This window comes from Mycobacterium sp. 1245805.9 (genome assembly GCF_001672915.1).
Lineage (GTDB): Bacteria > Actinomycetota > Actinomycetes > Mycobacteriales > Mycobacteriaceae > Mycobacterium.
The window spans coordinates 26066-48518 of record NZ_LZKR01000025.1 but is presented as its reverse complement, the minus strand read 5'-3'; the positions used below and the strand labels follow the sequence as shown (position 1 = coordinate 48518).

18 protein-coding genes and 1 riboswitch are annotated in these 22453 nt (G+C 68.7%); of the genes, 15 read left to right on the top strand and 3 right to left on the bottom strand.

From position 1 onward, the window contains the following. The first annotated feature begins 16 nt into the window (after nt 1-16). The 10 genes from A9X00_RS03830 to A9X00_RS03785 all read left to right on the top strand — a co-directional run bounded on the left by A9X00_RS03830 (nt 17) and on the right by A9X00_RS03785 (nt 14098). Nucleotides 17-661, top strand: a complete 645-nt coding sequence (locus A9X00_RS03830; RefSeq protein ID WP_067149386.1) for a bifunctional 4-hydroxy-2-oxoglutarate aldolase/2-dehydro-3-deoxy-phosphogluconate aldolase — start codon at nt 17-19, stop codon at nt 659-661. Next, nucleotides 556-2433: a type VII secretion-associated serine protease mycosin gene (locus A9X00_RS03825; RefSeq protein WP_082974672.1), complete on the top strand. Its 1878-nt coding sequence runs from the start codon at nt 556-558 to the stop codon at nt 2431-2433. The genes A9X00_RS03830 and A9X00_RS03825 overlap by 106 nt, the downstream gene beginning before the upstream one ends. A 19-nt stretch (nt 2434-2452) precedes the next feature. After that, a complete protein-coding gene (gene eccE / locus A9X00_RS03820) occupies nt 2453-3658 on the top strand; it encodes a type VII secretion protein EccE (protein WP_067149384.1) in 1206 nt (401 codons plus the stop codon). Then, nucleotides 3655-5484, top strand: coding sequence for a type VII secretion AAA-ATPase EccA (gene eccA / locus A9X00_RS03815; RefSeq protein ID WP_067149382.1), 1830 nt, complete (start codon nt 3655-3657; stop codon nt 5482-5484). Before eccE ends, eccA begins: the two co-directional genes overlap by 4 nt. 617 nt (nt 5485-6101) lie before the next feature. Continuing rightward, nucleotides 6102-7367 (top strand): PPE family protein, encoded by a 1266-nt coding sequence (locus A9X00_RS03810; protein ID WP_067149380.1) that lies wholly within the window; start codon nt 6102-6104, stop codon nt 7365-7367. A 71-nt stretch (nt 7368-7438) separates the two neighbouring features. Then, nucleotides 7439-7614, top strand: a riboswitch (M-box (ykoK) riboswitch). Nucleotides 7615-8009: 395 nt separating this feature from the next. Continuing rightward, a complete protein-coding gene (locus A9X00_RS03805) occupies nt 8010-9212 on the top strand; it encodes a PPE family protein (protein ID WP_067149378.1) in 1203 nt (400 codons plus the stop codon). Between the two features lie 936 nt (nt 9213-10148). Then, nucleotides 10149-11462 carry a PPE family protein gene (locus tag A9X00_RS03800; RefSeq protein WP_067149376.1) on the top strand — a complete coding sequence of 438 codons (1314 nt, stop codon included), beginning with the start codon at nt 10149-10151 and terminating at the stop codon, nt 11460-11462. A 35-nt stretch (nt 11463-11497) separates the two neighbouring features. Then, entirely contained in the window at nt 11498-12904 is a 1407-nt protein-coding gene (locus A9X00_RS03795; RefSeq protein WP_067149374.1) for a PPE family protein, read from the top strand. A 36-nt stretch (nt 12905-12940) separates the two neighbouring features. Continuing rightward, entirely contained in the window at nt 12941-13267 is a 327-nt protein-coding gene (locus A9X00_RS03790; protein WP_067149372.1) for a DUF732 domain-containing protein, read from the top strand. A 123-nt stretch (nt 13268-13390) separates the two neighbouring features. Continuing rightward, nucleotides 13391-14098, top strand: coding sequence for an MgtC/SapB family protein (locus A9X00_RS03785; RefSeq protein WP_067149370.1), 708 nt, complete (start codon nt 13391-13393; stop codon nt 14096-14098). 15 nt (nt 14099-14113) lie between these two features. Here the strand turns inward: A9X00_RS03785 and A9X00_RS03780 are convergent, their stop codons facing one another. Then, nucleotides 14114-15313, bottom strand: coding sequence for an NAD(P)/FAD-dependent oxidoreductase (locus tag A9X00_RS03780; protein ID WP_067149368.1), 1200 nt, complete (start codon nt 15311-15313; stop codon nt 14114-14116). Nucleotides 15314-15376: 63 nt separating this feature from the next. Here A9X00_RS03780 and A9X00_RS03775 point away from each other — a divergent pair, with 63 nt between their 5' ends. Next, entirely contained in the window at nt 15377-16309 is a 933-nt protein-coding gene (locus A9X00_RS03775) for a sterol desaturase family protein (protein ID WP_067149366.1), read from the top strand. A 98-nt stretch (nt 16310-16407) separates the two neighbouring features. Next, the gene (locus tag A9X00_RS03770) at nt 16408-17082 is read left to right on the top strand and encodes a hypothetical protein (protein ID WP_067149364.1); all 675 of its coding nucleotides are present in this window, start codon (nt 16408-16410) and stop codon (nt 17080-17082) included. Here A9X00_RS03770 and A9X00_RS03765 read toward each other — a convergent pair whose 3' ends face one another. Further along, nucleotides 17083-17529: a nitroreductase family deazaflavin-dependent oxidoreductase gene (locus A9X00_RS03765; protein ID WP_067149362.1), complete on the bottom strand. Its 447-nt coding sequence runs from the start codon at nt 17527-17529 to the stop codon at nt 17083-17085. It abuts the gene before it with no gap. A gap of 111 nt (nt 17530-17640) precedes the next feature. On the opposite strand from A9X00_RS03765, the gene A9X00_RS03760 reads away from it, so the two are divergent. The 3 genes from A9X00_RS03760 (at nt 17641) to A9X00_RS03750 (ending at nt 20407) form a co-directional block, all read left to right on the top strand. After that, nucleotides 17641-18324, top strand: a complete 684-nt coding sequence (locus tag A9X00_RS03760) for a TetR/AcrR family transcriptional regulator (protein ID WP_197515044.1) — start codon at nt 17641-17643, stop codon at nt 18322-18324. A gap of 113 nt (nt 18325-18437) precedes the next feature. Further along, nucleotides 18438-18938, top strand: coding sequence for a VOC family protein (locus A9X00_RS03755; RefSeq protein ID WP_067149358.1), 501 nt, complete (start codon nt 18438-18440; stop codon nt 18936-18938). Next, nucleotides 18935-20407, top strand: a complete 1473-nt coding sequence (locus A9X00_RS03750; RefSeq protein ID WP_067149356.1) for an FAD-binding protein — start codon at nt 18935-18937, stop codon at nt 20405-20407. Before A9X00_RS03755 ends, A9X00_RS03750 begins: the two co-directional genes overlap by 4 nt. Nucleotides 20408-20513: 106 nt before the next feature. Here the strand turns inward: A9X00_RS03750 and A9X00_RS03745 are convergent, their stop codons facing one another. Next, on the bottom strand, nt 20514-22433 hold the full coding sequence (locus A9X00_RS03745) for an ABC transporter ATP-binding protein/permease (RefSeq protein WP_067149355.1): 1920 nt from the start codon (nt 22431-22433) through the stop codon (nt 20514-20516). Nucleotides 22434-22453 lie beyond the last annotated feature (20 nt).

Sequence of the window (22453 nt, the reverse complement as noted above, 5' to 3'; positions counted from 1 at the left end):
GATCTAGGAGAACGTTGTGGGTATCGATTCCGTCGTCAAGGCCGGCCCGGTCATCCCGTTGCTGCAGTTCCAATCTGTCGATGAAGGCGTCAAGGTGTGCCGCGCGCTGTACGAGGGCGGTATCCGCACGTTCGAGATCACGATGCGCACGCCGGTAGCGCTGGACGTGATCCGGGCCGTTGTGAAGGACCTGGGCAGCGACGCCATCGTCGGTGCCGGTACGCTCACGCGGCCGGAGCATTTCCGGCAGGCGAAGGATGCCGGTGCGGTGTTCGCGGTGTCGCCGGGCATTACGCCCATGCTGGCCGCGGCACAGGGGAAGACTGAACTGGACTGGCTGCCCGGCATCGCCACGCCGTCCGAGCTGATCCTGGCGCTGGAGTTCGGCCTGACGACGCTCAAGTTCTTCCCGGCCGAAGCGGCTGGCGGCATCCCGATGCTCAAGTCGATCTACGGGCCGTTCGGCGATGTGCGTTTCTGCCCGACCGGCGGCATCACGCCGCAAAGCGCGCCCGACTACCTCGCGCTGCCCAACGTGGTGTGTGTGGGCGGCTCATGGATGGTGCCCAAGGACAAGGTCGCTGCCGGCGACTGGGCAGGCATCACGGCGCTCGCCGCCGCGGCCGCGCATCCCGCGCGACCGTCGCCGCACTCCTGCTGACCTCAGGTGCATTAGCCGGTCTGCCTCCCGCCTACGCGATCTCGCCTCCGACGGTCGATCCCGGGGCGGTGCCGCCGGACGGCCCGCCCGGGCCGCCGGCGCCGATGAAGCAGAACTCCTACTGCACCGAGGTCGGCGTGCTGCCCGGAACCGACTTCCGGCTGCAGCCGAAGTACATGGACATGCTGAACCTGCAGGAGGCGTGGCAATTCGGCCGCGGCGCGGGCCAGAAGGTCGCCGTCATCGACACCGGGGTGACGCCGCACCCCCGGTTTCCGCACCTGATCCCCGGCGGCGACTACATCATGTCGGGCGACGGGCTGTCGGACTGCGACGCGCACGGCACCATCGTGGCGTCGATGATCGGCGCGGCCCCGGCCAGCGGCGCGGCGACGCCGCCGGCGGCACCGCGCAAGCCGGTGACGATCCCGACCACCGAACCGCCGCCGAAAGCGCCACCGCCCCAGACGGTGACCTTGTCGCCGTTGCCGCAGACCGTGACGATGGTCCCCGCGCCGCCCCCGTCGGAATCACCGGCGCCCGGGCCGTTCGGCGCGCCGCCCGCGCCGGCCGCACCCGCCGGACCGCCGGCCGGTCCGGGCGTACCGCCCGGGGGACCCCAAGCCGGGCCCGGTCAGGCACCGTCGGCCAACCGCGGCGGGGGAACGGTGACGATTCCCAGCTATTCCGGCGGCGGGCACGTGGTCGGTGTCGACAACCCCGTCAACCCGCGTCCGCTGGACCCGCCCAAGCCGCCGCCGCCCCCACCGCCTGCGCCGTCCTCGGCACCTGACGCGTACAGCGGCATCGCCCCGGACGTCGACATCATCGCGATCCGCCAGTCCAGCCAGGCCTTCGGCCTCAAGGACGCCTACACCGGCGACGAGGACCCGCAGACGCGGGCGAAGATCGACGACGTCGAAACCATGGCGCGGGCGATCGTGCACGCCGCGAACCTGGGCGCCACGGTCATCAACATCTCCGACGTGACCTGCATGAGCTCGCGCAACATCATCGATCAGCGCTCGCTGGGCGCCGCAGTTCGCTACGCGGCGGTCGACAAGAACGTCGTCATCGTGGCGGCGGCGGGCGACACCAGCAAAAAGGACTGCAAGCAGAACCCGGCCTTCGACCCCATGCAGCCCAAGGATCCGCGGGACTGGAGCGGTGTGGGCACGGTGGTGACGCCGTCCTGGTACAGCGACTACGTGCTGACGGTGGGCGCGGTCGACAACGACGGCCGACCGCTCACCCAGGGCGGCCAGGGCCAGGGGACGACGAGCGTCGCGGGGCCGTGGGTGGGAATCGCCGCGCCCGGGACCGACGTCATCGGCCTCTCACCCCGCGACGACGGGTTGATCAACGCCATCGACGGCCCGGACAACACGCTGCTGGTTCCGGCCGGCACCAGTTTCTCGACCGCGATCGTGTCCGGGGTGGCCGCCCTCGTGCGCGCCAAATACCCGCAGCTATCGGCGTATCAGGTCATCAACAGGTTGGAGCGCACGGCCCGGGCGCCGGCGCGCGGGGTGGACAACCAGGTCGGCTACGGCGTCATCGATCCGGTGGCGGCCTTGACGTGGGATGTACCGGAAGGTCCAGCAAAGCCGCCGCAGCAACTGTCGGCACCGCTGAATATTCCTAAGGCGGCCCCGCACCGGGATATGGTGCCAGTATGGGTGGCAGCCGGAGGGTTGACCGCAGCGTTACTGATCGGCGGCGCCGTGTTCGGTATAGCAGTGTTCATGAAGCGGACACGGAAGCAGCAATGAGGTCGGAGCAGCAATAGCAATGAAGGCTCAGCGAAGTTTTGGATTGTCTTTGTCGTGGCCGCGGGTCACCGCGGTGTTTGTGGTCGACATCCTGATCCTGTTGGTGGCCAGCCACTGCCCGGCATCCTGGCAGGGCGAGCACCACATCGCGTTCTGGGTCGGGGTCGGCCTGGCGGCGGTGGTCACGCTGCTGTCCCTGGTCACCCACCACGGCCTCACGGTGACCTCCGGCCTGGCCACCTGGCTGTGGGACTGGTCCGCCGACCCGGGCACCGCGCTGACGGCGGGCTGCACGCCGGCGATCGACCACCAGCGCCGGTTCGGGCGCGACAAGGTCGGCGTGCGCCAGTACGACGGCCACCTGGTGAGCGTGATCGCGGTGGACGGCGGCGAGGACGACGCGTCCGGCCGCCACCGGCACCGCAACACGGCCGCCATCCTGCCCGTGCACGCCGTCGCCGAGGGCCTGCGCCAGTTCGACATCCACCTCGACGGCATCGACATCGTCACGATGAAGGTTCGCCGCGGCGGCCCCGAGTCCAGGGCGGCCGAGAAGTCCAAGCTGGACGACTGGGGACCCGAGGAATGGGGCGTGGTGAGCGACGAGCCCACCTCCTACGTGCGCCGCACCTGGCTGGTGCTGCGGATGAACCCGCAGCGCAACGTCGCCGCCGTGGCGGCCCGCGACTCGCTCGCGTCGACCCTGGTCGCGGCCACCGAGCGGCTCGCCCAAGACCTCGATGGGCAAAATTGCGTGGCGCGGCCGCTGACCGCCGACGAGCTCGCCGAGGTCGACAGCGCGGTGCTGGCCGATCTCGAGCCGACGTGGAGTCGCCCGGGATGGCGACACCTCAAGCACTTCAACGGGTTCGCCGCGAGCTTCTGGTTGACGCCGTCGGACATCACCACCGAGACGCTGGAAGACCTGTTGCTGCCTGACGTCGGCGCCGCGGTCGTCACGATCCGCCTGCTCACCAGCTCGGGCCGCCCGCAGCTGTCGGCCTGGGTGCGCTACCACAGCGAGCGTCGCCTCCCCAGGAGCGTGTGGTCGGGGCTCAATCGGCTCACCGGCCGCCAATTGGCGGCGGTTCGTGCCAGCCTGCCCGCCCCGGCGGCCCGCCCCCTCTTAATCGTCCCCAGCCGTCCGTTGCTCGACGACGACGATCTGGTGCTGTCGGTCGGTCAGGAGCGGGAGAGCGCAGCGAGCGTGTCTGCGGCGCAATGACGCGCTCGCAATCCACCGCCGAAGACGCCCGTAACGCAATGGTCGCCGGACTATTGGCGTCCGGTATTTCGGTCAACGGGCTGCAGCCCAGCCACAACCCGCAGGTGGCTGCGCAGATGTTCAACACGGCCACCACGCTCGACCCGGGGATGTGCGACGCCTGGCTGGCGCGGATGCTGGCCGGTGAGCAGGGCCTCGAGGTGCTCGCCGGCGCATGGGCGGCCGTGCGGACGTTCGGTTGGGAGACGCGCCGCCTCGGGGTCACCGACCTGCAGTTCCGGCCCGAGGTCTCCGACGGATTGTTCCTGCGGCTGGCCGTCACCAGCGTGGAGTCGCTGGCCTGCGCGTATGCGGCGGTGCTCGCCGAGGCGAAACGCTACGAGGAAGCCGCGAAGCTGCTCGACGGCGTCGAGCCCCGGCATCCTTTCGACGAGGAAGTCGTCAACTACGTGCGGGGCGTGCTGTACTTCCGCACCGGACGCTGGCCCGACGTGCTCGTCCAATTTCCCGAGGGCAAGACGTGGCGGCACCCCGAGCTGAAGGCCGCGGGCGCCGCGATGGCGACCACTGCGCTGGCCTCGCTGGGCGTGTTCGAGGAGGCCTTCCGGCGCGGCCAGGACGCCGTCGAGGGCGACCGGGTGCCGGGGGCTGCCAACATCGCGCTGTACACGCAGGGCATGTGCCTGCGACACGTCGGCCGCGAGGAGGAGGCCGTCGAGCTGTTGCGCCGGGTGTACTCGCGCGACCCGAAGTTCGCCCCGGCCCGAGAGGCCTTGGACAACCCCAACTATCGGCTGGTGCTGACCGATCCGGAGACGATCGAGGCGCGCACCGACCCCTGGGATCCGGACAGTGCGCCGACGCGCGCGCAGACGGAGGCCCTCCGCCACGCCCAGGAGGCCGCCAAATACCTGGCCGAAGGCGACGCCGAGCTCAACGCGATGCTGGGCATGGAACGGGCCAAGCGGGAAATCAAGCTCATCAAGTCGACCACCAAGGTCAACCTGGCCCGGGAGAAGATGGGCCTGCCGGTGCCGGTGACCTCGCGCCACACCCTCCTGCTTGGACCGCCCGGGACCGGCAAGACGTCGGTCGCGCGGGCCTTCACCAAGCAGCTGTGCGGGCTCACCGTACTGCGCAAGCCGCTGGTGGTGGAGACCAGCCGCACCAAGCTGTTGGGGCGGTACATGGCCGACGCCGAGAAGAACACCGAGGAGATGCTCGAGGGGGCGTTGGGCGGAGCGGTCTTCTTCGACGAGATGCACACGCTGCACGAGAGCGGCTACCACCAGGGTGACCCGTACGGCAACGCGATCATCAACACGCTGCTGCTGTACATGGAGAACCATCGCGACGAGCTGGTGGTGTTCGGCGCGGGCTATGCCAAGGCGATGGACAAGATGCTCGAGGTGAATCAGGGTCTGCGGCGGCGCTTTTCGACCGTGATCGAGTTCTTCAGCTACACCCCGGACGAGCTCGTTGCGCTGACCAAGCTGATGGGCCGGGAGAACGAGGACGTCATCACCGACGAGGCGGCCGAGGCGTTGTTGCCGTCGTACACCAAGTTCTACCTCGACGAGAGCTACTCCGAAGACGGGGATCTGATTCGGGGTATCGACACGCTCGGCAACGCCGGCTTCGTCCGCAACGTCGTGGAAAAGGCGCGCGATCACCGCAGTTTCCGGCTCGACGACGACGACCTCGACGCGGTGCTGACCAGCGGCGAGTTCAGCGAGGCTCAGCTGCTCCGGTTCCGGGAGTTGACGGCCGAGGATCTGCTCGAGGGCATCCGTACGGCCGTGGCCGAGAAGAAGCCGTCGTCCTAGAGCCGCGTGTGCGGTTCTGACTGGCTAACGGCCGCAATCGCTTTCGGCGGCCGCGGTGCAGATTTCGATTCCCACGGCGTCCGGGCCCGGCAGGCGAGTTCTATGAGCTTTCTATTAATTTTCGGTGGATAAGCGGTTCGCATTGCCGGGCGTTGGCGCCGGTGCCACCATGATCCTCAATGCTCATCGCCGAGCACAGTTTCCCCGCGGAAATGCGTCTTAAGAAGGGGATTTAGGTCTATCGTCGCAAGACGCCTAGAAATCAGGCGGCTTTTGCCCCACGCATGGTTTTCGCCGGGGTCTCGTCCCGATTCGGGCAACCATGGCGCACCCCGATGAGCGCCCCTGGCCAGGACGGGAGGTGGGCGCACTGGCCGATTGACAGTTAACGCATGACAACAACGACCGTTTCTTTCCGATCCGGTCGCGGTGCACTCGCCGCCGTTTGAATCGGCAATATCCGACTTCGCTCGGCGGCCCCTGCCCGTGGCTTGGTCGGACTATCCGCTTTTAAAGGAGAAGTCCGATGTATTTCTTTGTAACACAACGGAAATCACTGCGCAACGCAGCCATGATCCCCGTCAACGCTGCGACGGCCGGTTAAGGGGATGTCCGCAATGGATTTCGGAGCATTACCACCGGAAGTCAACTCGGCCCGCATGTACGCCGGGCCGGGTTCGGCACCGATGATGGCGGCCGCGACGGCCTGGGCCGCGCTGGGAGCGGAGCTGGGTTCCACGGCCGCCTCATACGACTCGGTCATCACCGGGCTGACGAGCGAGGAGTGGATGGGGCCGGCTTCCGCGTCGATGGGCGCCGCGGCGGCGCCCTATGTGCAGTGGATGACCAGCACTGGGGCGCTGGCCCAGCAGGCCTCCGCCCAGGCGGCGGCCGCGGCGGCGGCCTATGAGGCCGCGTTTGCCATGACGGTGCCGCCGGCGGAGGTGGCGGCCAACCGTGCCCTGCTCGCGGCACTGGTCGCGACCAACTTCCTGGGGCAGAACACGCCGGCGATCGCGGCCACCGAGGCGCAGTACGGCGAGATGTGGGCCCAGGACGCGGCCGCGATGTACGGCTATGCCGGGAGTTCGGCGGCGGCGTCCACGCTGACGCCGTTCGATCAACCGGCCCAGACCACCAATCCGGCCGGGCAGGCCGCCCAGGGCGCCGCGGTCACGCAGGCCACGAGCACCGCGGCGGGCACCGGCAGCCAGACGATGGACCAGCTGCTGTCCGCGATACCGACTGCGCTGCAAGGTCTTTCGTCACCGGTCTCGGCCGCCGCCAACCCCGCGGCCGCCATCCCGGGGGCGGGATTCCTCGACGCCATCCTGAATTTCCTGGATGGGGCGGACGGCAACGCAATCGGCACGTTCTTGAACTCCTCGTTCTTCAACGGATTCGTCTCGGCCGGATACGTGAGCCCCGCCGTCATCGAACCGGCGGTCACCGGTGGGATGGCCGACATCAACGCGGTCTCGGTTGCGGCGGCGCCGACGTCCACCGCGCTACCACCGATGGGCGCCGGTACCGGGAATCCCGGGTGGGTGCCCCTGCTGACGCCGGGGGCGGCCGGCGCGACGGGCGCGGACCTGAGCGGAGCCGTTTCGGTCGGCACCAACAAGGCTGCGTTGGTCGGTCGGTTGTCCGTGCCGCAGGCCTGGACGGCGGCCGCCCAGGTGGAGAACCACGCGGGCGCGACATTCGCCGGAGGCGGCTGGACCAACGCCGTCGGCCCGGGCGCCGGCGCGGTGCAGGCCGGCCCGGGGGCGATTCCCGGCATGCCGGGCATGCCCGCCGGCACGGCGGGGGGTGGCTACGGCCACGGCCCGCGCTACGGCTTCCGCGTGACCGTGATGCCGCGTCCCCCGGCCGCCGGATGACGATGGGATTGTTACGAGCCTGTGGCAGTTGGTTTGACTGATCCGCCGCCCGAGTGCCACCATGGCCTCTGCAAGCACCTCGCTAGGTGAGGCGTCTGCACGGATACAGGCCACTGACCTCGAACGTCGAAAGACGCCCAGGGTCAGGACAGCTCTTCCCGGATTAAGGGTTGAGCCCAAGTGGCTTCCGGCTCAGCTGAACCGGATACGCCGTGTGGTGCCAAAGCTCTGACGAGAGGGGTGCGGTCTCCGGGAGTTCCAGCCCGGACCCTTCTCCCCGGTGTGCGAGAGATAACGGCATCCCCGTGTGCCCAGGCTGTGAGGAGGTGAGAGCGAAATGAGTCTCGACGATAGTCCGTATTCCAAATCGACCATTTCGATTCGATCCGGCCCCGGCCCCTTTCTGACCGTCTGAACGGCTGACCCCGACAGACCTCGCACAGGCGCGCCCGCCCAGCGGACCGCGTCTGTCGAATTGCGCTGAAATCAGCCACAATTGCCGGTCGGCCCGGATCACCCTCTTTCCGTGAGGAGTAGTCCGATGTCGCTTGTCTTCGCATGCCCGGCGGATTTCGCCGTAGCCACAACACAATTCAGCACCCACGTCACACCATCACGGCCAGGCGGGGGAGGGGGGCGACGATGACCGCCGCACTCGATTTCGCGCTGCTCCCACCGGAAGTGAACTCCGGCCGGATGTACTCCGGGGCGGGCTCGGGGCCGATGCTGGCGGCCGCATCTGCCTGGCATGGCCTCGCCGCCGAATTACGTTCCACCGCAATGTCTTACGTAGCGGTGCTCACCGCACTGACCGGTGAAGAATGGCACGGTCCGGCGTCGGTGGCGATGGCTGCCGCCGCCGTGCCGTACGCGACGTGGCTGGGTACGACGGCCGAGCAGGCCGAGCAGACCGCCGCACAGGCCGAGGGCGCCGCGGCGGCCTACGAGGCCGCGTTCGGTCAGACGGTGCCGCCGCCCGTCATCGCGGCCAACCGCGCCCTGCTGACGGCGCTGATCGCCGCCAACATCCTCGGTCAGAACACGCCGGCGATCGCGGCCACCGAGGCCCAGTACGCCGAGATGTGGGCCCAAGACGCGGCCGCGATGTACGGCTACGCCGCCTCGTCGGCGGTCGCCGCCCAGCTGAGCCCGTTCACCGAGCCGCAGCAGACGACCAGCCTCAGTGGGCCGAGCGCGCAGGCGGCCGCGGTGGCCCAGGCCGTCGCCACTCCGGCCGGGACTCAGCAGGGCACGATGGCGCAGCTGATGTCCGCGCTGCCCTCCGCGCTGCAGGGGCTGGCGTCGCCGGCGTCGTCGCAGACCCCCACCTCCGAGCTCGTGGGCCTGCTGACCGGTTCCGGGTCGGGATCCGCCACGCTGGACAACCTTTGGGCGGAGTGGGGGCCCAACGCCAACATCTGGAACACCGCCTTCTCGTCCGGGTTCTATATGCCCAGCAACACGCTGGCCCCGTTCCTCGGCCTGCTGGGCCAGGGGGCGGCGGGCGACGCGGCCGAGGCGGCGGGCCAAGCGGTCGGCGACGCGATCGGTGAGGCGGCCGCGGGTCCTGCCGTCGGGGGCGTCGGCAATGCCGTCTCGGCGGGCCTCGGGCACGCGCCGATGATCGGCGCGCTGTCGGTGCCGCCGAGCTGGACCGCGCCCGCGCCGCTGGCCGGCCCGCTGGCCTCGTCGCTCGGCGGTACGCCCATGGTGGCACCCCCGGCCATGGCGGCCGGTATGCCCGGGATGCCGATCGGGGCCACGGGTGCGCAACCCTACGGGCGCGCCGTGCCGCAGTACGGCTTCCGTCCGACGTTCGTCCCGCGCCCCCCGGCCGCCGGCTAGGGCTCACCTCACGGCGGATACGCGCGCGCATTGAGCTTTCCGCAACCGTGCGGTCACGCATCCCGGGCGCCAGCCTGGCGCGATGAGCACCGCAAATCGGCCGCATGCGGCTCACAGCAAACTTCCAGCAGCAAATCAGCGTTCCGCCAGCGACGAATGCCTACGCTAGGTGAAATTCAGGGGAGCAACGGATGACGACAAACTATCCACTCGGTGACGGGCCGCCGAGGACGCCGTGACCACGGCGAACGCGCGCCGGCAACGGATGCGGGGGCCTGGGAGCAAACGGCGACCGCCGAACGCGCCGTGGGCCCCACCTGGGATTAATTGAATTTAACAAGAATCACGGCGAGCGCTCGAGCCAACCTACGCGATGCCGCTGGCGAACTCGAGAACCATCCGCGTTAAGACCGTTCGTACATGTCGGATATGTTAATGGCTTACCTGTGTTCAATAATGTTAAGCGCCTCCGTTAGCAACAATTAACGGCGGGCGCCACCGGTCGTCCGATCTATCGCGCCCGAACCGCAACAAACGTAAATCCCATTTCTGGACGATTGCTGAAAATCCGCTACTAACAACCTGGACAACGGATTTCGCATCTGGCTGTGTTAGCTGATCAGCAGCATTCTCACAGGCGTATTCGGGCGGTGACACCTGTCGTTTACTTTACTATTACATCCCGGGAACGCGCCACCAATACGTTTCGATCACGATGATCGCTACATTAGGCAGCGACGCCTGAACGCCAGGCGGGCCACCGCCTCTGACCCATTTCGATTAGGAGCGTGGAACCCTGTCGTCCTCATACACGTCCAATCAATGCATGAATTCAACAGCGGATTCCATGGATTCCATTAGAGCTGCCGCGCGGTTGCGGACGGGCCGGAAAGCCGCGCCTACCATGGCGGCCACTTAGGGGAGCGGAGCAAACAGATGTTGGATTTCGGGGCGTTACCACCGGAGATCAACTCGGGGCGGATGTATGTCGGCGCGGGGTCGGGGCCCATGCTGGCAGCCGCGGCGGCCTGGGACGAGTTGGCCACGGAACTGCAGTCGACGGCCGCCTCGTACGGCGCGACGATCGAGAGCCTTGCCACCGGTCCGTGGACGGGGCCTTCCTCGATCGCGATGGCGTCCGCGGCGGCGCCGTATGTGGCGTGGATGAGCGCGACCGGCGCGCAGGCCGAGGAGGCCGCCAGCCAGGCCAAGATCGCCGCGGGCGCATACGAAACCGCCTTCGCGGCGACGGTGCCGCCGCCGGTGATCGCGGCCAACCGCGCCCTGCTGATGACGCTGATCGCCACCAACTTCCTGGGCCAGAACACCCCGGCCATCGCGGCCACCGAGGCCCAATACGCCGAGATGTGGGCCCAGGACGCCGCCGCCATGTACGCCTACGCCGCCTCGTCGGCCACCGCGTCCCAGCTCACCCCGTTCACCGAGCCGCCGCAGACCACGAACGCCGCGGCGGCGCCGGCGCAGGCGGCCGCGGTCTCCCAGGCCAGCGGCGCGAGCGGCTTGAACATCGGCACGCAGCTGTCCCAGCTGATCAACTCCCTGCCGACCGCCCTGCAAAGCCTGGGCAGCGGCCTGCTGAATTCGCCGACGACGGGGTCGACGAACCTGTTGTCGGGGCTCGCCCTGCCGCAGCTGGTCAACCTGCCGCCCACGTCGTCCTGGCCGGCCGGGCTGGGAACCGACCTGGCGAACTGGAACACCATCTGGTCGACCCTCACCGGGCCGTATTCCCTGCAGGGATGGACAGCCATACCCGGCGGCCCGTTCCTGTCGTTCGGGCAGGCCTACGCCTGGGGTCAGAACGGGCAGGGGGCCGCCGCCTACCTGGCCGGCCCGAAAGCGATCAGCGGGGCACTGGCCCCGCTCACGCAAGGCGCCAGCGCGGTGAAGCCGATGCTGAGCTCCGCCATCGGCGCACAGGGCGCCATGGGCAAAGCGGCCCTGGTCAGCGGCTTGTCGGTGCCACAGGGCTGGACCGAGGCCGCGCCCGCCATCAAGACGCTCGCCCAGGTGCTGCCCGCCAACGCGGCGGCCGCGCCGGCAGCGCTCGCGAGCGAGGAGGGCGTCTTCAGCCAGATGGCCCTGTCCAGCCTGGCCGGCCGCGCAATCGGCGCGGCCGCCTTCCAGTCCGGCGGCACCGGCGGCGCCGCCGCGGCCTCATTGGGCGGTGTCGTCGCGGCCGACCCGGCCGCGGCCACCATCATCGTCATCCCCGCCCTCGAGGACTGACGGCCATGACAGACACCAGGCAAGGGGAATAGCCGATGTTCTACGCAGCATTTCCGCCCGAGTTCAACTCGGGGAGGATCTACGCCGGCCCCGGATCGGGCTCACTGCGTCAGGCCGCTGCCGCCTGGGAGGGGCTGGCCAGCGAACTGCAGTCCACCGTCTCCTCCTATACGTCGGTGATCGACAGCCTGACCAGCGGCGCCTGGGTGGGCCCGTCCTCGGTCAGCATGGCCGCCGCGGTGACGCCGTATCTGGCCTGGATGCAGGGCACCGCCGCGCAGGCCGCCGAGGCCGCCGCCCAGGCCACCGCGGCGGCCAGCGCGTACGATACGGCCTTCGCCGCCCACGTGCCCCCGGCCGAGATCGCGGCCAACCGCAGCCAACTGGCCCAGCTGGTGGCGACCAACATCTTCGGGCAGAACACCCCGGCGATCGCAGCGACCGAGATCCTATACGCCGAGATGTGGGCCCAGGACGCGGTGGCCATGGACAGCTACGCGAGCTCCTCGGCCGCCGCCTCCGACGTCACGCCGTTCACCGAGGCTCCCCAGATCACCAACGCCGGCGGGGTGGCCGGCCAGGCGGCGGCGCTCACCCAGGCCGCCGGCACCTCGGCCGGCAACGCGTCGTCGATCGTCTCGTCCCTGTCGTCGTCGCTGACGACCGCGGGTGGCCCACTCTCCTGGCTGCTCCAGACCGGCGCCAACCTGAGCACCTCGTACACCACGACCGTCACCGGCCTGCTGAACGGTCTCTTCGGACCGACCGGGGCCACGACAATGATGGCCCTGTACAACGCGGTGAAGGTCCCGCTGGGCTTCACCACCCAGTTCAACGACATCGGGCTGCTGATCAACTTCCCGGTCTCGCAGTGGCTCAAGTTCGCCCCCCCGGCTGCGTACGCCGCGCTGCCCAAGGACGCGCTGGGCGCCGGGCTGGGAGCGTTGGGCTTCGGCCGGGGCACGCTGTACAACGCGGTTTCGGCGGGCATGGGCAACGCCGGCACGCTGGTCGGACACTTGTCGGTGCCGCCGAGCTGGGCCACGTCCACGCCGGCCATCAGGACGGTGGCCGCCGCGCTGTCGGCCGCGGGGCCGGATGCGGTCCCGGCCGCCGCGCTCGGCGAGGGCGGTTTGCTCAGCGCGATGTCGGTGGCCGGGATGCTGGGCAGCGCGTTCGGCGCCGGGGCGCCCAGCGCGCTGAGCGGCACCGGCGTGCGCGGCCGGATCAAACCGCTCAAGGACCTCAAAGACGCCCACTCGCCGGAAAACCTCAAGCGGCTGGTCGCGCAGATATCCGAGAAACCGGAAAGCGTGCAGCACCACAACGTCGATCAAGAAGGGCTCGACGCCCTGCTCGAGCAGCTGGCCAAGAAGCCCGGCATTCACGCCGTGCACCTCAGAAAGGGCGACAAGCCACAGGTCGTACCGTCCGATGCGTAATTGGGTTAGGGCGCAACCGAATTGGGAGAGTGATCAATGAAAAGACTGCTAACGCTCGCCGGCGCCGCGACCATGATGATCGGCCTGGCCGTGCCCGCGCACGCCGATCCGCCCCCGCCGCCCCAAGGCGACGACGCGGGCTTCCTCGCGGCGCTGCACCAGGTGGGCATCAGCTACTCCAGCCCGGATGCCGCCGTCGCGTCCGGCAAAGCGGTGTGCACGTGCCTGAACAACGGCGAGACGGGCCTGGAGCTGGTGCACGACGTGAAGACGCACAACCCCGGCATGGACATGGAGAACGCATCCAATTTCGCGATGATCGCCGCGAAATTCTATTGCCCCCACCAGCTTTCCAAGGCCTAGCGCCGGGTTGCCCGCCGGTTTCCGCGGCGTGACCACAAGGCGACCTGATCGGGTGCGGTCCACTTGCTGTTCACCTAGGCGTGCTTAGCTGCCGCCGACCGTGGGGGAAGGAGGTGCGGCCGCATGCAGACGTTGAGCGTCGCCGAATTTGCCCTCCGACTCGGCGTCGGGGTGGGCTGTGGCGCCTTGATCGGGCTGGAGCGCCAGTGGCGGGCCCGGATGGCCGGGTTGCGCACCAACGCGCTGGTCGCCGGCGGCGCGACCCTGTTCGTCCTTTATGCCGTCGTCACCGAGGACAGCAGCCCCACCCGAGTCGCGTCCTACGTGGTGTCCGGGATCGGGTTCCTGGGCGGGGGAGTGATCCTGCGCGACGGGTTCAACGTCCGCGGCCTCAACACCGCCGCGACGCTGTGGTGTTCGGCCGCGGTGGGGGTGCTGGCCGCGTCCGGACACCTGGTGTTCACCGCGATCGCCACCGGCACCGTGGTCGCCATCCACCTGTTCGGGCGCCCGCTCGGGCGGCTGATCGACCGCGACGACGCCGTCGAGGAGGACGAGGGCGTGCAGCCGTACCTGGTGCAGGTGGTGTGCCGCCCGAAATCCGAGAAGTACGCCCGCGCCCACATCGTCCAGCACGCCGCGGGCAACGACGTCACGCTGCGCGGCATCCACACCGGGCACGCCGCCGACGACGAGATCACCCTTACCGCGCACCTGCTGATGGACGGCCACACACCGGCCAAGCTCGAGCGGTTGGTCGCCGAGCTCTCCCTGCAGCCGGGGGTTCGGGCGGTGCAGTGGTACGCCGGGGAAAAGGCGCAGGCGGACTGAGCCGACCGGCAGCGGTCAGGGGCGGGCCTGCAGCTCCGGCGCGGCGGCGGCCAGCAGGTCGGCGCGGCTGCGGGTCAGCGGGGGATAGATCCGCCGGGTGTTGATGGTCCGCTTGGTCGCCTTGGCCGCGGTCCCGGTCGACGCCACCGCCCGGTCCCACCCTTCGGTGTAGACCGCTCCCGCGGGTCCGAGGTCGAGAACCGTGACGTACCAAGGGATTCGAAGGGCGAGCATCGGCTCGTCGAACAGGTCGCTGATGACGTTGTAGCCGGCGTAGCGGCCCATCGGGCGCCCGTGCTGACACGACATCACCGACAGGTGCTCGTCGTCCATGCGGGCGGCGGCCACGTCGCCCGCGGCGAAGACCCCGGGGACGCCGGGTACCCGCAGGTAGTCGTCGACCTGCACCCGGCCCAGCCGGTCGAGGGGCACCCCGAGTTGCTCGGTCAGCGGACTCGCCCGCATGCCCGCGCACCACACCACGGTGGCCGCCGGCAGCCGCTCACCCGAGGACAGCGTCACCTCCCGCTCGGTCACCTCGGCGACCCCGGCGGCCGTTCTGATCTCGATGCCGTTGTCCGACAGGGCCCGTTCGATCACCGGACGCGCCGACGCCCCCATGTCGGAGCCCACCGTCGGGTTGCGATCGACCAGAATCACCCGGGGGACGACGCCCGGACGAGAGAACAAGGCGCGCAACCGCATTGGCAGCTCGCTGGCCGCCTCGATGCCGGTCAGGCCGGCACCGACCACGACGACGGTGGCCGCCGCGGGCGTCGGCGGTTCGTCGGCAAGCCCGCGCAGATGCCGCTGCAGCGCAAGGGCGCCGTCGTAGGTGTCGACGTCGAAACCGAACTCCCGCAGCCCGGGGATGTCCGGCTTGACCACGTGGCTGCCCGAAGCCAGCACCAGCCGGTCGTAGCCGTACGTGGCGCCGCTCGACGTGCTGATCGTGCGGGCGCCGGGGTCGATGGCGGTCACGTCGGCGGCGACGTGGGCAACGCCGACGGGGTCGAGCAGGTCGGCCAGCGGGATCCGGCACGGCTTGAGGTCGGCTTCGTAGTTGCGCACCCGGATGTCGTGGAAAGGCTGGGCGCTTACCACGGTGAGGTCGACGGTGGCGGCCGGGACGGCCAGCTCGCCGTGACGCCGCGCGGCGCCGAGCGCCGCCCATAGCCCCGCAAACCCGGCGCCGACTACCACCACTGCGGTCAAGTGCTCAACACCTCATTGGTACGCGCCGTTACCGGCGTTGGCCGATGGTCGTAATCTATCCGTGTGCACTCCGTCACCGGGTTCTGGTCGGCGCTGCCCCCGCAGCTGCGGGACCCGGTGCTGTTCGCCATCCCGTTCTTCCTGTTGCTGTTGACCATCGAATGGACCGCGGCCCGCAAGCTGCAACACGTCGAGGCAGAAGCGCGGCCGGGATCCGGCGCCTACCTCACCCGCGATTCCTGGGCGAGCATCTCGATGGGCCTGGTCTCGATAGCCACCAGCGCCGGCTGGAAGGCGCTGGCCCTGCTGGGTTACACCGCGATCTATGCGTACCTGGCGCCCTGGCACCTTTCGCCGGCCAAGTGGTACACCTGGGTCGTCGCGCTCGTCGGCGTCGACCTGCTGTACTACGGCTACCACCGGATGGCTCACCGGGTGCGGCTGGTGTGGGCGACCCACCAGGCCCACCATTCGAGCCAGTACTACAACCTCGCCACCGCGGTGCGCCAGAAGTGGAACAACAGCGGCGAGGTCTTGATGTGGGTTCCGTTGCCGCTGTTGGGACTTCCCCCCTGGATGGTGTACTTCAGCTGGTCGCTGAACCTGATCTACCAGTTCTGGATCCACACCGAGCGCATCGACAAGCTGCCGCGCCCGTTCGAATTCGTCTTCAACACCCCGTCGCACCACCGGGTGCACCACGGGATGGACCAGCTCTATCTGGACAAGAACTACGGCGGCATCCTCATCCTGTGGGACCGGATGTTCGGCAGCTTCCAGCCCGAACTGTTCCGCCCGCACTACGGCCTCACCAAGCAGGTCGACACCTTCAACATCTGGAAGCTGCAAACCCGCGAATATGTCGCCATCGCCCACGACTGGCGATCGGCAAAGCGCCTGCGGGACCGGCTGGGCTACGTCTTCGGCCCGCCCGGGTGGGCGCCGGCCGCCGCGGGGCGGACCGCCGACGCAGTGCCGCTGGTCACGCCCGGGTAACGCCGGCGCCCTCAAGTGCGAAAAGATGAGCGAGGGGTGAGATCAAGCCGTAACGTCACCCTTCGGGTCGGCATTTCACGGAGGGATCGGAGCTCAACATGCGCCGCCTGGCACTGCACGCATTCGCCGCCTCGGCATCCGTCGTGGCACTCGCATCGTGGCTGCCGCCCCTGCCCGCCAAAGCGGACCCCCCGGTGGTCTTTCCCGGCATGGAAATCCACCAGGACAATCGCCTGTGCACCCTCGCCTACGTCGACCCTGCGCTGAAAATCGCGTTCACCGCGGGGCATTGCCGCGGCAGCGGCGTCGTCTACGACCGCGAACACAACGTCATCGGCCGTCAGGCCACGTTCCGCGACAACACGCCCAGCGGCACCACGGTGGCCACCGACCAGACGATCAACGACTACGAGGCGATCGTGCTGGACAGCGGCGTCACGGCCAACAATGTCCTGCCGGGCGGGCGCCCGCTGGAATCCAACCCCTCCCTGGCGCTCCAACCGGGCCAGGCGGTCTGCCACTTCGGCGTCGTCACGGGTGAGACCTGCGGGACCGTGGAGAGCGTCAACAACGGGTGGTTCACCATGTCGCATGGCGTCCAGAGCCAGCGGGGCGATTCCGGCGGACCGGTGTACCTGGCGCCCAACGGAGGCCCGGGCGAGATCGTCGGGATCTTCAACAGCGTCTGGGGCGACCTGCCCGCGGCGGTGTCGTGGCGGGCCACCTCGGACCAGGTCCGCCAGGATCTCGGGGCGACACCCAACCCCCGATAATTAGCCGGCGTGCTCGAGCACGAACACCGGGATCGAGGGCGCCCCGGCGAGCAGCTGCTCATCGGTGGAATCGGGTGTCAACCCGCCGACGTAGTCTTTGACCTGCCAGTACCAGCGGGCCAGATAGCGCCGCAGGACTTCCGGCTTGGCCGCGTCGCCCAGCTCGCTGGCTACGGCGCGTCGCCGGCGCCAGCGCGGGCCCACCTCGACGACGCCCGCCGCCCGCACGTTGCGGGCCCACTGCGTGTTGCCGCGCGGTGAGACCAGGTAGTCCACGCCGTCGACCGTGAGCAGGTTGATCACCACCGCGCGCGGCTTTCCGCTCTTTCGGCCGCGGACGCGCAGCGCCCGGGTGCCGGCGATGCTGATGCCCAGCTCGGCGAGCCAGCGGATCACCGCGTTGGCGGCGCGGGCCACCCGATTTGGTTCTTCGTAGCGCGTGGCCATGGTGCGTCCTCTCCAACGGGATCCGAGAGCGGTGCTCTCACTGCCGGACACGCTGCCACAGGCCCAGTCAAAAAGCAAGAGCGGTGTTCTCGGTTGTGTCAGACTGGCCGCGTGGGCAAACGCCAGGAGTCGCGGGAGCAGATCGAGGCGCGAATCATCGAACTCGGCCGCCGCCAGCTGGTGGAGGGCGGGGCCGCCGCGCTATCGGTGCGCGCGATCGCCCGCGACCTGGGCATGGTGTCCTCGGCCGTGTACCGGTACGTGTCCAGCCGCGACGAGCTGCTGACCCTGCTGCTGGTGGACGCCTATTCGGACCTGGCCGACACCGTGGATCGGGCCCGCGAAACCGCGGGCGAGGCGTGGAGCGACGACGTCATCGCGATCGCGCGGGCGGCGCGGGAGTGGGCCGTGGCCGATCCCGCCCGCTGGGCCCTGCTGTACGGCAGCCCCGTCCCCGGCTATCACGCGCCCGCCGAGCGCACGGTCCCGGCCGGCACCCGCGTGGTGGGCGCGATCTTCGACGCGGTCGCCGCCGGGATTACGACCGGCGACATCCGGCTGACGAATGACCTTGCGCCGCAACCGATGTCGTCGGACTTCGACCGCATTCGCCACGAGTTCGGGTTTCCCGGCGACGACCTGGTGATCGCCAAGTGCTTCCTGCTGTGGGCGGGCGTGCTGGGTGCGATCAGCCTGGAGGTCTTCGGCCAGTACGGCACCGACACCCTGACCGACCCCGCGGCGGTGTTCGACACCCAGCTGCGGCTGCTGGTCGACGTGCTGACCCAGCACTGACCCGCCGAATTAGAACGTGTTCATCGCGCGTTTCGGCGGTCGACGGCGCGGCTCGCGGCAAAGTCTTACCGGCCCCTTCTGGCGGCCAGCCGGCTGAGCTATCCTGCGAGACGATGACCCTGCCCACTCAATCGCCGACGCAGATCGCCTGGGTCACCCCCGACCTGGATGCCACAGAAACCGCCCTCACCGGCCTGTTAGGCGCTCGGAAGTGGGTGCGGATACCCGAGGTGCACTTTGCCCCGGACAGCTGCAGCTACCTTGGCCGGCCCGCCGATTTCGTCGCCAGCATCTCGCTGAGCTATCTCGGAGACATGCAGCTGGAGCTGATCTCACCGGTCCGCGGGGAGAACATCTATAGTGACTTTCTGCGCGAATCGGGCGCCGGTCTGCACCACATCTGCACGGAGGTGTCGAGCCCCGAGGGATTCGACGCCTTCCTGGCGGAGGCGGCGGCAAAGGGGGCCCCGGTCGTGCAGCAGGGTGTGATGCCCGGCGGCATCCAGTTCGCCTACGTGTCGGCGCCGCAGGCGGGGGTGCCGTATCTCGAAATCGCCTACGTCTCACCCGAGATGAGGGCGTTCTACGACTACATCAAACGGGAGCAGCAGTGAGCACCCAGATTCCAGAAACAGTCCATGCCGACACGGTGGCCTCCTGGTCCGATGAGGTCGACGTGGTGGTGATCGGTTTCGGCATCGGCGGCGGATGCGCGGCGGTCAGCGCGGCGGCCGCGGGCGCCAAGGTGCTGGTGCTCGAGCGCGCGGCCGCGGCGGGTGGCACGACTTCCCTTGCGGGAGGCCACTTTTACCTCGGCGGCGGCACCGCCGTGCAGGAGGCGACCGGCCACCCCGACTCGCCCGAGGAGATGTACAAGTACCTCGTCGCGGTGTCGAGGCAGCCCGACCACGCCAAGATTCGTGCGTACTGCGAGGGCAGCGTCGAGCATTTCAATTGGTTGGAGGACTTGGGTTTTCAGTTCGAGCGCAGCTACTTCCCGGGCAAGGCCGTCATCCAACCCAACACCGAGGGCCTGATGTTCACCGGCAACGAGAAGGTGTGGCCCTTCCTGGAAAAGGCGGTCCCGGCGCCGCGCGGTCACAAGGTGCCCGTGCCCGGCGACACCGGCGGCGCCAGCATGGTGATCGACCTGCTGCTCAAGCGGGCCGCCAGCCTCGGCGTGCAAATCCGATACGAGACCGGCGCCACCCAGCTCGTCGTCGACGACGCCGGCGCGGTGACCGGCGTGCTGTGGAAGCAATTCTCCGAAACCGGTGCGGTCAAGGCAAAGTCGGTGATCATCGCTGCCGGGGGATTCGTGATGAACCCGGAGATGGTAGCCAAGTACACCCCGAAGCTCGGCGAGAAGCCGTTCGTGCTCGGCAACACCTACGACGACGGCCTGGGCATCCGGATGGGCGTCTCCGCGGGGGGCGCCACCCAGCACATGGATCAGATCTTCATCACGGCGCCGCCCTACCCGCCGTCGATCCTGCTCACCGGGATCATCGTGAACAAGCTGGGGCAGCGGTTCGTCGCCGAAGACTCCTACCACTCGCGCACGGCGGGTTTCATCATGGATCAGCCGGACAGCGCCGCATTCCTGATCGTCGACGAGGCGCACCTGGAGCATCCCACGATGCCGCTGGTGCCGCTGATCGACGGCTGGGAGACCGTGCCCGAGATGGAAGCCGCGCTGGGCATCCCGCAGGGCAACCTGGTCGCGACACTGGACCGCTACAACACCTACGCTGCCCGCGGCGAGGATCCCGATTTTCACAAGCAGCCGGAATTCCTTGCGGCGCAAGACAAAGGGCCGTGGGGCGCATTCGACATGTCGCTGGGCAAGGCGATGTACGCCGGATTCACCGTGGGCGGGCTGGCCGTGTCGGTGGACGGGCAGGTGCTGCGCGAGGACGGCACCGTGGTGCCCGGCCTGTACGCGGTGGGCGCGTGCGCGTCCAACATCGCCCAGGACGGCAAGGGGTATGCCAGCGGGACGCAGCTGGGGGAGGGCTCGTTCTTCGGGCGCCGCGCCGGAGCGCACGCGGCCCGGGAGGCCGCGGGCGCGCAGGCGCGTTAGACACAGCGCGGGAGCGCACGCGGCGTCGTCGAGGCTGCAATTTCGCAGCGAAAGTTCGAGTAAACCCCTGCGGATTTGCAGGCTCGGCGCGCGTTGGCGGAAACGCCTAGACCCCGGCGGGCTCCTTCTCGACCGGGCCGAGCCGCCACTCGCCACCGCCCAGCAGGTGTAGCTGCTGCGCATGGTGCTGCTCGACGGTGGGCCGGTGGCTGACGCTGACCAGCACGGTGTCCGGCAACTCGGTCCGCACCAGCTGATAGAGCGCGAACTCCAGCCCCTCGTCGAGAGCGGAGGTGGCCTCGTCGAGGAACACCGCCTTCGGCTTGGTGAGCAGGATGCGCGCGAACGCGACGCGCTGCTGCTCACCGGGGGAGAGCACCTTGGCCCAGTCCTGCTCTTCGTCGAGGCGGCCGATCAGCGGCGCCAGGGCCACTTTCGTCAGCACGTCCTGCAGTTCGGCGTCGGAGACGTTCTCCGGCGCATTCGGGTAGCAGACCACGCCGCGCAGGCTGCCCAGCGGCACGTACGGCAACTGCGACAGGAACATCGTCGCGTTGTCGCCGTCGGGGCGGCACAGCGTCCCGGATGCGTACGGCCACAATTCGGCCAGGCTGCGCAGCAAGGTGGTCTTGCCGGCACCCGATCGTCCGGTGATCACCAGGGAGTCGCCGTCGTCGAGCGCCACATCGAGCGGGTCGATCAACTGGTCTCCGGCCGGCGTGCGCACCTCGACCCCGCGAAGCTCGACCGTCGCCTCGTCGCTCGGCTTGACCAGGATGGTCGGCAGCGCGCGGCCCTGGCTGTTCGCGTCGACGAGCCCGTGCAACCGGATGATCGCCGCCCGAAACGCGGCAAATGCGTCGTAGTTGTTGCGGAAGAACGACAGCGAATCCTGAATGTTGCCAAAGGCCGTCGCGCTCTGCCCGACATCGCCGAAGTCGATCCGGCCGGCGAACAGCCGCGGCGCCTGGATCACCCACGGCAGCGGGACGATGATCTGCGACATCGACCAGTTCCACCCGTTGAAGATGATGGTCCGGCGCACGAACTTGCGGTAGTTGGCGATGATCGGGGTGAAGCGCCGCCACAGTTGCGCCCGCTCGACGCGTTCGCCGCGGTAGAAGCCCACCGCCTCGGCGGCGTCGCGCAAGCGCACCAGCGCGTAACGGAATGCGGCGTTGAGCTTTTCGTTGTTGAAGCTCAGCCAAATCAGGGGATGACCCAGCCAGACGGCGACGACGGTCGCGACCAGAACGTAGACCAGGACGGTGACGAACATCGCGCGCGGCAACTCGAAGCCGAAGAGCTCCAGATTCCCGGAGAGCTGCCACAGGATCGCGGCGAAGGAGATCACCGACGCCACCGCGTTGACGGCCCCGAACAGCAGGGTGCTGCCCGTCCCGTTGGACGGGATGTTCGGGGTGCCCCCGGCGTTGGCGGTGAAGATGTCGATGTCCTGCTGGATGCGCTGGTCCGGGTTGTCGATGGTGTTGTCGATGAACAGGTCCCGGTAGTAGGCCTTGCCCTCCAGCCAGTCATCGGTGAGGTGGGCGGTCAGCCAGACGCGCCAGGCGATGATGAATCGCTGGGTCAGATAGATGTCGATCATGAACCGGATGACGTACAGCGTCGCCAGGATGCTGAAGATCCCGATCGACATCCAAAAGCCATGAATCCCAGACTGTTTGACGTTGGCGTCGTCGGCCGCGATGCCCTGCACGGCCTTCTGCACCGCCGTGTACAGGTCGTTGCCCTGATAGCTGAGCAGCACGGTGAGACGCACCGCGCAGAGCACGGACAGCAACAGCACGCCGAGCATCGCCCACACCTTGATGCTCGCCGTGCCGACGAAGTAGCCGCGGGTGATCCGCCAGAACTGCCGACCCCACGGCGTCAGGTACCGGAAGGCCACCAGGGTGGCGAGAAGACACACCGCCCCGATCGCCCAGGCGATGGCGATCCAGCGCAGGGAATCCATGGGGGCCGCCGACCAGTTGATCGACGGCGTAAACGGCTTCGGGCCCATGGTCGATGTCTCCTTAAGGT

Coding starts and splice junctions, on each gene's coding strand:
- A9X00_RS03765 (WP_067149362.1), bottom strand. CDS start 17,529: ATGGCCACGCGCTACGAAGAACCAAATCGGGTGGCCCGCGCCGCCAAC.
- A9X00_RS03770 (WP_067149364.1), top strand. CDS start 16,408: ATGCGCCGCCTGGCACTGCACGCATTCGCCGCCTCGGCATCCGTCGTG.
- A9X00_RS03795 (WP_067149374.1), top strand. CDS start 11,498: ATGTTCTACGCAGCATTTCCGCCCGAGTTCAACTCGGGGAGGATCTAC.
- A9X00_RS03785 (WP_067149370.1), top strand. CDS start 13,391: ATGCAGACGTTGAGCGTCGCCGAATTTGCCCTCCGACTCGGCGTCGGG.
- A9X00_RS03805 (WP_067149378.1), top strand. CDS start 8,010: ATGACCGCCGCACTCGATTTCGCGCTGCTCCCACCGGAAGTGAACTCC.
- eccA (WP_067149382.1), top strand. CDS start 3,655: ATGACGCGCTCGCAATCCACCGCCGAAGACGCCCGTAACGCAATGGTC.
- A9X00_RS03825 (WP_082974672.1), top strand. CDS start 556: ATGGATGGTGCCCAAGGACAAGGTCGCTGCCGGCGACTGGGCAGGCAT.
- eccE (WP_067149384.1), top strand. CDS start 2,453: ATGAAGGCTCAGCGAAGTTTTGGATTGTCTTTGTCGTGGCCGCGGGTC.
- A9X00_RS03790 (WP_067149372.1), top strand. CDS start 12,941: ATGAAAAGACTGCTAACGCTCGCCGGCGCCGCGACCATGATGATCGGC.
- A9X00_RS03810 (WP_067149380.1), top strand. CDS start 6,102: ATGGATTTCGGAGCATTACCACCGGAAGTCAACTCGGCCCGCATGTAC.
- A9X00_RS03755 (WP_067149358.1), top strand. CDS start 18,438: ATGACCCTGCCCACTCAATCGCCGACGCAGATCGCCTGGGTCACCCCC.
- A9X00_RS03745 (WP_067149355.1), bottom strand. CDS start 22,433: ATGGGCCCGAAGCCGTTTACGCCGTCGATCAACTGGTCGGCGGCCCCC.
- A9X00_RS03800 (WP_067149376.1), top strand. CDS start 10,149: ATGTTGGATTTCGGGGCGTTACCACCGGAGATCAACTCGGGGCGGATG.